Consider the following 9,649-nt stretch of genomic DNA (forward strand, 5'->3'; position numbering starts at 1 on the left):
GTGCCAAAAAGAGGTGACAAAATCAACCCATTTTTGACTGCCGTCTTTTCGAACAGGGCTGGTAAAAAAAGTATTCGCCCCAGGAAACGTTTGATCTAAAAGAGAAATGAGATTATTTTTGAGAGCTGTTTTATGTTTCATGTAAAAATCAAACTGTCGGTTCATGATTTTTAGTTGGTCTCTTGTCTTATCCATAAGGTTATACTGTCGCAGGTCATTCCAGTTGTCAAGCGCATAACGAGCGATTTTGACGGCATCCTTTTTGTCAGATTTCACTTTACGAAGGGAATTGTTTCCAAAATCTTTAATGAGTTTTGGATTGACCAAACTGACATAAAAACCCGCATCGGTAAGCCAATGAGCGACAGGCTCGTGATAGCGGCCTGTGTACTCCATGACGATTCTAACCTCTCCTTCAAGTTTGGAAAGAGAATGAATAAATTCATCAATGTCTCTAGAAGTATGGCAGAGTTCAAAAGGGCTAGAAATCACTTCACCGAAAGGTCGAATGATCGAAACAACACTTTTACTTTTAGCAACATCAATACCTACTGCGTTCAAGATGATCAGCTCCTTCAGATTATTCGCAATGGAAAGCCAGCATAAACACATTGCCGATTCAATCTACTGGGGTGTGACACGAACGTACTGGGAAACAGCAGTTCAACCTGCATAAAACGAACGCTGTGAATGAGCAGCTGGTTGGCAGACTTTTTTACGGACGTAAAGTCCAAGGAGGAGAATGCCCGACCATTGCCCTCTCATTCTAACAGCTTAAGCAACATGATAGATCAAAGGGATTACTAATGATACTAGTAGTGCCTTATAACCTATAAATATATTGTAGTAGGAGGAGACAAAATGACTCGATTATTTAAGTTGTTTTCGTTTGTTGGAGTGTTATTGCTTGGATTTAGTGTATTTGTGAGTGCTGGAACAAGTGTATATGCGGCTGAAAAATCGAATGAGTTTTTTGATATTGAGACACAAGAAAAACAAGCTGTTGAAAGTTTGAAATTTTATCTAGAAGAGGTTGGTTATGTCGATAGAGAATCTCATCGTTATGTTGTTACTGATTTAGAAGCTATACAAAAACAAGCGGAGTTATCTGGTCCTGAGGGAATAGTTGGTAGATTTATTTTAGATAATTTTGTTCAGACAGCGGGAGGACGTCAAAAACGAGATCTTCAAAAATATGCAGCATGTGTTGTAATGAATTCTTTACCATTTGGCGGAGTTGTTTGGGATATTCTTAATCGTGAAAATTTAATGCAAACTCTGATCAATGCTTTACAAGGGAAAAATTATGATTATGCAGTTAAAATACTCTTAAATGCGGCTAAAAAAAGTTTATCTCCTGCACAATTTGCAAAATTTAATGCTGTAACAATTGCAGCTGGTATAGCGATTAATGCTGTATCTTGTTGGGGTAATTAAATAAACGAGGGAGTGAGTATGTGAGTAAAGAGGATGGTTTAGAGAAACAAATAATTTCTTTTTTAAAGTTTTTAAAAGTGAAACCTCAGAATAATTATTTTACATGTTATAGTTATGTCCACCCTATTTTAAATAGTTTACCTTTTGATGCTTTGTTGCAGGGGATGATTACGAATATTGTTTTATTTGTATGTACTCCTAGTGAAGTGATTGTGAAGAAAATAGGTAATGGTGTTTCTTTAGTAAATTTAAAAGAGGAATCATTTAGAAAAAAGCTTATTCGTTTTTCTAAATCGGATATTAAAAAATTCGAAATTAAAAATTATTCTAGTTTAGGGATGAATTCTGGTTATTTGTTAACAATTGAAGCCGAGAAAAAATATTATTATCATGTAGCAAAAGTAACAGGGGATGATTTTTCTACACAAAACTTTTTTGAAATGAAGCGACAAAATTTTTGTGGGTTACTTACAATGGATAAAACAATTGAGTAATCGTGTTGGTGGTTTACTTTGTTGTTTCTAAGAAAAGAATAAGGAATAAATCAATAAAAAAGGTATCTATTTCCAGTAAAAATATCTTGGAAATAGAGCCTTTTTATTGATGTTTATTTTTTTATCCTCAATCAGGTTTCTTCATCGTTCCAATCACCGTCATTGCTCTTCCAAAACTCAATTTTTATTTGCATAGCATAAAAGACAAAGAGAGAATCAATTATATTTACTGACATTATCGGAATTACTATATCTTGTGGTTAGTGTAAAATAAATAACCTGTTGCCAAATTGTTATATGCGAAATACATATTAATCGGCGGCAACTGACAAACGATTCTCCTGCCAATCCTTTGTATCTTATACCTCATTTTCACCATCAATTGCTGCCAATTATTCAAAAAAATATCAGTAAATTTGTTTATCTATTGTTAGAAAATAATTAGTGAAATCATTGCCATTTTTCGTTGTTTGATAGACAAATCATTTCCTTTTTAGTGACACATATTCAAAAACTAATTATCAAATTGAAATCATTTGAAAGGAAAAGCGCATGCGATTTATCGATAAATTAATTGCCTTTTGCAGAAAAACGGCAAATGAAACATTAGTTATTTTTATGCGATACACAAACAATTTGACCGTCATTCGCATGCAAATTGCACGTCAATCACTTGTTTTTTGTGTGTCGTTTTTTATACAAAAAGATGCGAATCAGATATATTTAATTGATTATTAAATTGAATTTCGTATATAAAATGATTCAAACATGCAGCAAAAAACGAGTAATTATATCGAAATATAAACTGAAAAAGATTAATAAAAAATTACTAGCTGACGATCATTTTCCCCACGAATCAGTTGTCAATTGTTATCCACCGATGTATTTAATTGATATTTATTTTGATTTCAATTATCGATGATTGAGATCAGTTTTGCAAAAAATTTGTTGATGAAAAGACAACTGTTGATAGAAAAATTACGAATCAAATTGACTCAATTGACACACGAAAAACAGAAAAATAAGCAAAAATCGGTTGATTTTTATACCCCTTGGTACATCTTTTCCTATATCCTTTGGTATATCCATTGGTATATCCTTTCCTACATCTTTTGCTTTTTTGATGAAATGTTCCCGGCGCTTGGTATCAAAGGCTTTCTCCGCCTTGGCAATTCCTGACCACTTTCGCTCAACGTGGGTTAAAAACCCTCTTATGACCGAAAGTGGTCAGGAATTGCCAAACTACGAAAAAAATACCAAGCGCCGGGAACAACAAAACGAAAAGAGAAGGTAGGCGCATTTTTTTGCTGGTGAAAAAATAAAACAAAAGAAAAAGCTCAACCCCTACCCCAATCATGGGGTCTCAAAACTAACTCCCCCTAACCCCTCTTTCAAGCTCTTTTGAAAGAGGGGGGAATCAACCCCTGGGACTGCGCCCCAATGTTCTTGGGGCTGTCCAGAACACAAATTTGCAAGAAAGGAAAACCGAAACAGATACAGAAAAAATCAAGATTTAGTTTCTGTGTTTTTTGTCTTTTGTTTGCCAGGTTCCTTCATCGCTCCAACCACCGCCGCCGCTCTTCCGGAACCCAAGTCTTGTGGATGTAATCTGAATAGAAATAACCGAAGGCATAGCAATGGTTCGCTGCGCTCACGGGAAATGGAAGGAATGAAGCCGAGCTTCATTCCTTTTTTTCGTCGGCGAGCCGCCGTAAGGGTTCAGTCGCCAAGGCCCCTGAACCCGACTTGTTTTTCAGAAGATCAAGCACTTGATTTTTCCGTTCTCAAAGTCGTGGACATTCGAAGAGTCCCTAATCGTCTATCAGTCATTCGGGCAGTATAACCTAAACCATAACCTGCCTGCTTCCAAGGGTAAAGTGCACCAGCGCCAAAATTTTGGGAAAATTTTGGACCAAAAATAGAAAAAATAGAAACCCGCCATTTTTTCTATTTTTTCGCTGGCCCTTTTCAGCAGGCAGAACATGGTTTCGAGACGGTTATGCCGAACGACCGATATACGAAAAGGGACACTAAACAGAAGTCCACTAAGTTCTTTGACAACTGAAAAGCACAATCAAGCAAGCAGGACTTCTTCTAAAAACGAAGTCGAATCAAGACCTTGGGGGTTGCACCCCCAAACCCCAGCGCCTCACTCCCTCAACCGAAAAGGTGGGTGGGGGAGGCACAAATTCCAAAGTAAGTAAAAAACATATTTTTAAGGAGGAATCATCGATGACTACACAAACAAAAAACACCCTGTACCAAGTCGGAGACATCTTTTATAGCTCCTGGGGCTATGAACAAACGAATGTTACTTTCTGGCAAATCGTGAAATTAACGGAAAAAACAGCCTGGTTTCGACCATTAAAAAAGCAGACTGTCAAAACATATACTTCTATGAGTGGCGAAACAATGCCAATACCAAATGAATTTATCGATTATCCACTTGCACGAACCAAAGACAGTATTGTTCAAAAACGAATCAACCCGAACCATCCAAATGAACTCTACGGCAATCGCAGTTGGGACACCTTTTATCGCTATGATGGACAATCGGTTTATGAAAGCAGTTATTACTAAGAGGGATCTTTTCCCTCTTGGTTCAAAATAAAAAATTATTTTAAGGAGAGATTTCACATGATGAACAACACAAATTTAATTGGCAAACTAACAAAAGAACAATTACTAAACTGGGATGTTCGGGCAATTGGTTGTCCAGAAATCTTTGAACAATGGCTAAACGCAGTAGCTGAAGAAAATGTTGTTTCTACTACACTCATTTATACCAAAATTGATGGACAAAATGATCTCATTCTAAATGTCTGTTGGGCCGATACACAAGAAGAACTAGAAGAAAAATATCCTTACTTTTTCTTTAGCTATTCTTGCTTAGAAAAAGAATTTTGGGGATTTGTTTCTGCCGCCGCAAAGTCGAAAGCTACTTTTGACACTGAATTCTTCTTTGATCAACTTGCTGGATATTGTTAAGGGGCATAAGCCCCTTGCCCGAAAAAATTTACGAGGAGTACTTGCCATGACAAAAAGAAAAACCTGTTCAATGGTCGATTGTTACGACCGGAATACGCACGACTATTTAGGATCTTTTGAACAAACGAATGAAAACATTGTCAATTATGTTGCTAGTCTAAGCCCGTTTCAATCGGTTTATTTAGTCGAACATACGAGCGATACCTTGCTTCTAACAACCATCGGTAATTTTCTAGACCAGGTACCGAACCAACCATGGTTACAAAAGATCTTGCCTACACTTATTGCCAAACAAAACGGAGAATTGGTTATTGAACCAGTAGAAATGATCCTCTAAATCAATCACATACTCAAGGGAAGGTTTCTTCCCTTGAGAGAAAGGAGAATGCCTCATGTTTATTCAAACCAATCGTCGTTGTTATAACCGCTATCATGTACCGATCGATTCTATGCTCCATCCGGAGTGGCCACCGACTTATGTCACTTGTGACTGTGGGGAACGGGCAAAACATATCGTGCATTTTAAGCGCTTGCCTTGTGGCGCACCACATTTCATTGAAACACGTGTATGGAAATGTCCGGCATGTGGGCAGAAGTATGCTTTGCCACAATGGTCTTTTACATTCGAACGGCTGGAAGAGTTAAAGAAGTGATTTTGATGAAGAGAAACGAACCATTCCAATGTTCTCTTTGTGGGTGGACAGACAATAGAAAAAAGCCTTATCCGTATGAGGACATCAACGAACACTTTATCAACGCAGAGGCAATTTGGTGTCCACGTAATAGTTGTAAAGAAAGATACGAAAGAACTATTCCGAAAGGATATGTATGTAATTGGTGGTATGCATATAACGGCTGGTATACCTTAGAAAAAGAACCAAAAATTTTAGCTATTGATTTTGTTCGATCGCTTCATAAAGCCAAGGAACTTAGACGTATAGGCTTAGAAATAGGGCGTTCAGATCAGAAAAAGAAACGACAAATCAGAAAGGAGTGAGAAAGATGTCACAAGAAGTCATAGAAAAATTGATCCCGATTTTGGCGAGTACAGTAGGTGTAGGCTTTATTCGATCCATGACCGTGGGGGTGTTGCGAAAAGCAGTCAAGGGAATGGTTAAAGGCGTGATCACCGTATTGATTCTTTTGGCCTGTGGCTGGTTGTTTTATCAGTATTGGTTGTAAACAAATGGAAAAAAACAAAAAATAAACAAGTAAGGAGAGAAATACAAATGTTGAACAGTGTAACTTTAGTCGGACGATTAACAAAAGATGCGGATTTGAGATATACCGTGAAAGGAACAGCGGTCGCAACGTTTACCCTAGCAGTGAATCGGAACTTTACCAACGCACAAGGACAACGAGAAGCGGATTTCATTCAGTGTGTCATCTGGGGCAAAGCTGCCGAATCGCTTGCCAAATATACCCGCAAGGGCAGTCTGATCGGAATTACTGGTCGAGTCCAAACCCGTTCGTATGAGAATAAACAAGGCCAACGGGTGTATATCACGGAGGTCTTTGTCTTAACCTTCACCTTGTTAGAATCCAAAGCAGTCAATGAACAGCGACAAGTCGGTACGCAATCAACACATGCACCGGTAGAAACTCCTTCGGATCTCTATACTGGAGGCATTGAGATTCACGACGACGATTTACCATTTTGAGTGCTTTATCAAACAGAAAGCCCTTGATCCTGCCAACGAACAAAAGCGTTGGCAGGTAAGGGAAATAAGAAGAAGGAGTGTAAGACAATGAGACAAGGAAGAAACCCAACACGCAAACAAAAAGAATGGATTGCTGGGCACAAATCAGGCAAAGGCACGCTTAATCCTAAGAATTGGCTGGTTTGTCAGGTGACAGATGAAAAAATGATTGTGATGCACAAAGACACTGGAAAGAAAAAAGAATTGTTACTCCATAAGAAAGGATAGGTGAGGATCGATGAATAAAAAATATGAATTGACAAACGAAACGATAGAAGTAAAAGGACGTCTGTTGCGCCGTATTCGAGCAGTACGAGCGTTTGGAACGGTTGAAGCAGGTGCGTTAGGTGGCTTTGTCGAAGGAGAAAAGAACTTAAGTCAGGAAGGGAGCTGCTGGCTTTACGATGAGGCAAAAGTCTATGAGGATGCTTGTGTGCTTCATGATGCCCGTATTTATGATCAAGCGCATGTATACGGCCAGGCAATGGTCGCAGAACAAGTCCAAATCCATGATGATGCTCGGATTTATGATCAAGCCCGTGTTTCAGGTCAAGCACATGTCTTTGGCGATGCCCAGGTATACAGTTATGCCAGGGTGTACGGTGAAGCAATTGTTTATGATGACGCACAAGTCTGTGGATGTGCCGAAGTCTGCGAGGAAGCGGTGATTTCTGAAGCAGCCATCCTCTATGGTTACGTATCTGCTCGGGGCAAGATGCAGGTTTCCGGGGATACCGAATGGTATTTGTGGCCGAACAATTGCTAAAAAAGAAGAAACGGAGGATCACAGGAAATGAACCACCAATTAAACCAAGCGAAAGGATGGTTTGTCAGCTTCTTTGTTTTCTTGCTTTTTGTCAGTGCAGGATGTGAACGAATCGATAGTTTGCGTGAAGGATGTCAAGCCTTCCAACAGGCACAGCCCACTGATTCGACGATAGAGCTAGTAGAAACGCTAGAAAAACCGCGTTTTTCTAAAGAGGAGTTGTCATTAGACCAAGGCACATGGCAAACGTTCTCGGATTTAGATGCATTCAACCGTGTAGGAGAAGCGAACGCTTTGTTGCATAAAAGTATGATGCCGACAGAAGAACGGGAACGATTGTTTATCAATCCTACCGGATGGAATCAAAAGAAATTGAAAAATGGGGACTATTTGTACAATCGATGCCATTTGATCGGCTTTCAGTTGACAGGAGAGAATAACAATCCCAAAAATTTGATGACGGGGACACGTGCGTTTAACACGCCAGGCATGGTAGAGATTGAAAATCAAGTGGCGGAGTATCTGCGAAGTACCGGCAATCATGTTCGTTATCGTGTCACACCGGATTTTCGAGGGGAAGAGTTGGTCGCACGAGGAGTAAAGATCGAAGCCCAAAGTGTGGAAGACGAGGCGTTGTCTATTTGTGTGTATGTGCACAATGTTCAAACAGGGGTAGTGCTGGATTATCAGACTGGAAAAGCAAAGGAATCACCCCATTCACCTTAAAAAACAAGGACTGGAAGGAGAAAAACCAATGGAAGAAGGAGGGATCACCATGAATCACCGATTGATGGCTGGCATTTTCTTATTAGGGATGTGCACGCAGTTTTTGCCATTTCTTTTGCGCTTAGGGCTGTTTTGTTGGTTGGGGGTCTATTTATACCTTGCGTGGGATGAATTCGCTTATAGGCGCCGTCAGGCGGCAAAACGAGCAAATAAGGAGGAAATGAGGGATGTATCGACACTATCGAGCGATCCTTTCACCGACATTGTCTAAACGAGGGAATGCTCGGTTTGTGATCGTTGACACCCAGACAGGCGAAATCGTGGATGATTGTCAAGGGTACGGGTACAAAAGTCCAAGACGAGCCTATGCGGGTTTTGGTTATCAGTACACCCGTCGAAAAAGAAGAGGAGGGATCCGATGAACAACCACAAAACAGGTCCACATGTAAACACAAAGACTCCACATGTGGAGCCAGCTGTTTTAGGTGTGGAGCCAAAAGCCAGAATTGATTGCCTGGTATCACAAGAGGCGAAAAGGATGTGGGAAGAACTTGTCGCAAGGGATCAAGTAGAAAGCAATGTGCGGTATTATCCTGCGCATACATTGGAACGAATGATCCGCGCAGAGTATCAGCTCATGAAATCCTTTGGCCCGTATGAAAGGAGAAAGAAAAAATGACAAAAGTGATCACAATAAACAACAAAAAAGGGGGTACAGGCAAAACGAGTATTTCCTGTCTATTAGCTGTGTATCTTTCACGATTTGGAAAAACGTGTTTGGTGGATGCGGACGAAAGCGGCAATGCGACGAAACGATTTGTTTCTGACAGTCAGGAAGAAGCGAAGCTTTCACGACTGTTTCGAAAACAAGAAGTGTTTCCGATGAACGTACGGGAAGGGCTAGACCTCGTTTGCGGGTCACCAGAGCTGGAACAAGTCAATACGGAATTGGTGTCTCGAATCAATAATACGCTGGTCTTTGCGAGTTATTTACGCCAGTATACGACGTTTGAGGAATATGAGTACGTAGTCATTGATACACGCAACGATAGCAATCTCACCACGAATAATATGCTGGTTGTTTCTGATTTGGTTTTAGGGGTTTCTGATCCAAGTGCGGATGGATTTGAAGCGTTAATGAATTTAGAAGAGCATGTATCCTTCTTGACCGAAGAATTGCGGGATCTATTCACGGGAGAAAGCTATGTGCGGGCAAAAGTGGCCTTTGTAGGGAATAAAGTTGCGCATAACACGGATGTTTCTCGTCAGTTCAAACAGGTGATTGCGGAAACGCCGCAATTTTTAGGGTACTTTCAAGATCGAACCGCGTTTGATGAAGCGGGATTGCAACAAAAAACGGTGCTGGATTTGTTTGACGAAGCAAAGTACCAGCAAGAGAAATACCGTGTTTTTCGAGAAGAGACCGTGCAGGCATTAGAAGTGATCAAAACAACGATTGATGATGTGGCAAGCCAGCGCTAGCGAGGCTTGCCATGTACTAGAATGATGTACTAGAATGATGTACTAGAATGATGTAC

The 9,649-nt window shown here is 40.0% G+C and carries 15 protein-coding genes; 14 read left to right on the forward strand and 1 reads right to left on the reverse strand.

What is annotated here, in order from left to right:
* On the reverse strand, nt 1–561 hold a 561-nt coding region (locus A5883_RS15895), incomplete at its 3' end, for an IS110 family transposase (protein WP_176324017.1).
* Nucleotides 562–861: 300 nt separating this feature from the next.
* Here A5883_RS15895 and A5883_RS15900 point away from each other — a divergent pair.
* The 14 genes from A5883_RS15900 (at nt 862) to A5883_RS15970 (ending at nt 9,593) form a co-directional block, all read left to right on the forward strand.
* Complete coding sequence (locus tag A5883_RS15900; RefSeq protein ID WP_086339032.1) at nt 862–1,437, forward strand: streptococcin A-M57; 576 nt, start codon at nt 862–864, stop codon at nt 1,435–1,437.
* A 20-nt stretch (nt 1,438–1,457) separates the two neighbouring features.
* Nucleotides 1,458–1,931, forward strand: coding sequence for a hypothetical protein (locus tag A5883_RS15905; RefSeq protein WP_086339033.1), 474 nt, complete (start codon nt 1,458–1,460; stop codon nt 1,929–1,931).
* Between the two features lie 2,232 nt (nt 1,932–4,163).
* Entirely contained in the window at nt 4,164–4,511 is a 348-nt protein-coding gene (locus tag A5883_RS19285; protein ID WP_176324004.1) for a hypothetical protein, read from the forward strand.
* Between the two features lie 57 nt (nt 4,512–4,568).
* Nucleotides 4,569–4,919 carry a hypothetical protein gene (locus A5883_RS15920; RefSeq protein ID WP_086338525.1) on the forward strand — a complete coding sequence of 117 codons (351 nt, stop codon included), beginning with the start codon at nt 4,569–4,571 and terminating at the stop codon, nt 4,917–4,919.
* Between the two features lie 46 nt (nt 4,920–4,965).
* Nucleotides 4,966–5,256, forward strand: coding sequence for a hypothetical protein (locus A5883_RS15925; protein ID WP_254907881.1), 291 nt, complete (start codon nt 4,966–4,968; stop codon nt 5,254–5,256).
* Nucleotides 5,257–5,502: 246 nt separating this feature from the next.
* Nucleotides 5,503–5,916, forward strand: a complete 414-nt coding sequence (locus A5883_RS15930; RefSeq protein WP_086339035.1) for a hypothetical protein — start codon at nt 5,503–5,505, stop codon at nt 5,914–5,916.
* A 5-nt stretch (nt 5,917–5,921) separates the two neighbouring features.
* Nucleotides 5,922–6,101, forward strand: coding sequence for a hypothetical protein (locus A5883_RS15935; RefSeq protein WP_086339036.1), 180 nt, complete (start codon nt 5,922–5,924; stop codon nt 6,099–6,101).
* 47 nt (nt 6,102–6,148) lie between these two features.
* Nucleotides 6,149–6,580, forward strand: a complete 432-nt coding sequence (gene ssb / locus A5883_RS15940) for a single-stranded DNA-binding protein (protein WP_086339037.1) — start codon at nt 6,149–6,151, stop codon at nt 6,578–6,580.
* Nucleotides 6,581–6,667: 87 nt separating this feature from the next.
* Nucleotides 6,668–6,847: a DUF6906 family protein gene (locus A5883_RS15945; protein ID WP_086339038.1), complete on the forward strand. Its 180-nt coding sequence runs from the start codon at nt 6,668–6,670 to the stop codon at nt 6,845–6,847.
* Nucleotides 6,848–6,857: 10 nt separating this feature from the next.
* The gene (locus A5883_RS15950) at nt 6,858–7,385 is read left to right on the forward strand and encodes a hypothetical protein (protein ID WP_086339039.1); all 528 of its coding nucleotides are present in this window, start codon (nt 6,858–6,860) and stop codon (nt 7,383–7,385) included.
* A gap of 27 nt (nt 7,386–7,412) precedes the next feature.
* On the forward strand, nt 7,413–8,111 hold the full coding sequence (locus A5883_RS15955; RefSeq protein WP_086339040.1) for a DNA/RNA non-specific endonuclease: 699 nt from the start codon (nt 7,413–7,415) through the stop codon (nt 8,109–8,111).
* A gap of 227 nt (nt 8,112–8,338) precedes the next feature.
* A complete protein-coding gene (locus A5883_RS15960; RefSeq protein ID WP_086339041.1) occupies nt 8,339–8,533 on the forward strand; it encodes a hypothetical protein in 195 nt (64 codons plus the stop codon).
* A complete protein-coding gene (locus A5883_RS15965; protein ID WP_176324018.1) occupies nt 8,530–8,790 on the forward strand; it encodes a hypothetical protein in 261 nt (86 codons plus the stop codon). The genes A5883_RS15960 and A5883_RS15965 overlap by 4 nt, the downstream gene beginning before the upstream one ends.
* Nucleotides 8,787–9,593, forward strand: a complete 807-nt coding sequence (locus A5883_RS15970) for a ParA family protein (RefSeq protein ID WP_086339042.1) — start codon at nt 8,787–8,789, stop codon at nt 9,591–9,593. The genes A5883_RS15965 and A5883_RS15970 overlap by 4 nt, the downstream gene beginning before the upstream one ends.
* Nucleotides 9,594–9,649: the final 56 nt, after the last annotated feature.

Origin of the sequence: Enterococcus sp. 5B3_DIV0040 (genome assembly GCF_002140755.1) — a bacterium.
GTDB lineage: Bacteria > Bacillota > Bacilli > Lactobacillales > Enterococcaceae > Enterococcus_D > Enterococcus_D casseliflavus.

What these genes read in the sequence shown, in the direction of transcription:
- A5883_RS15935 (WP_086339036.1), top strand. Translation starts at nt 5,922, where the DNA reads ATGTCACAAGAAGTCATAGAAAAATTGATCCCGATTTTGGCGAGTACA.
- A5883_RS15955 (WP_086339040.1), top strand. Translation starts at nt 7,413, where the DNA reads ATGAACCACCAATTAAACCAAGCGAAAGGATGGTTTGTCAGCTTCTTT.
- A5883_RS15900 (WP_086339032.1), top strand. Translation starts at nt 862, where the DNA reads ATGACTCGATTATTTAAGTTGTTTTCGTTTGTTGGAGTGTTATTGCTT.
- A5883_RS15965 (WP_176324018.1), top strand. Translation starts at nt 8,530, where the DNA reads ATGAACAACCACAAAACAGGTCCACATGTAAACACAAAGACTCCACAT.
- A5883_RS15970 (WP_086339042.1), top strand. Translation starts at nt 8,787, where the DNA reads ATGACAAAAGTGATCACAATAAACAACAAAAAAGGGGGTACAGGCAAA.
- A5883_RS15945 (WP_086339038.1), top strand. Translation starts at nt 6,668, where the DNA reads ATGAGACAAGGAAGAAACCCAACACGCAAACAAAAAGAATGGATTGCT.
- A5883_RS15925 (WP_254907881.1), top strand. Translation starts at nt 4,966, where the DNA reads ATGACAAAAAGAAAAACCTGTTCAATGGTCGATTGTTACGACCGGAAT.
- A5883_RS15930 (WP_086339035.1), top strand. Translation starts at nt 5,503, where the DNA reads ATGTGGGCAGAAGTATGCTTTGCCACAATGGTCTTTTACATTCGAACG.
- A5883_RS15920 (WP_086338525.1), top strand. Translation starts at nt 4,569, where the DNA reads ATGATGAACAACACAAATTTAATTGGCAAACTAACAAAAGAACAATTA.
- A5883_RS15950 (WP_086339039.1), top strand. Translation starts at nt 6,858, where the DNA reads ATGAATAAAAAATATGAATTGACAAACGAAACGATAGAAGTAAAAGGA.
- A5883_RS19285 (WP_176324004.1), top strand. Translation starts at nt 4,164, where the DNA reads ATGACTACACAAACAAAAAACACCCTGTACCAAGTCGGAGACATCTTT.
- ssb (WP_086339037.1), top strand. Translation starts at nt 6,149, where the DNA reads ATGTTGAACAGTGTAACTTTAGTCGGACGATTAACAAAAGATGCGGAT.
- A5883_RS15960 (WP_086339041.1), top strand. Translation starts at nt 8,339, where the DNA reads ATGTATCGACACTATCGAGCGATCCTTTCACCGACATTGTCTAAACGA.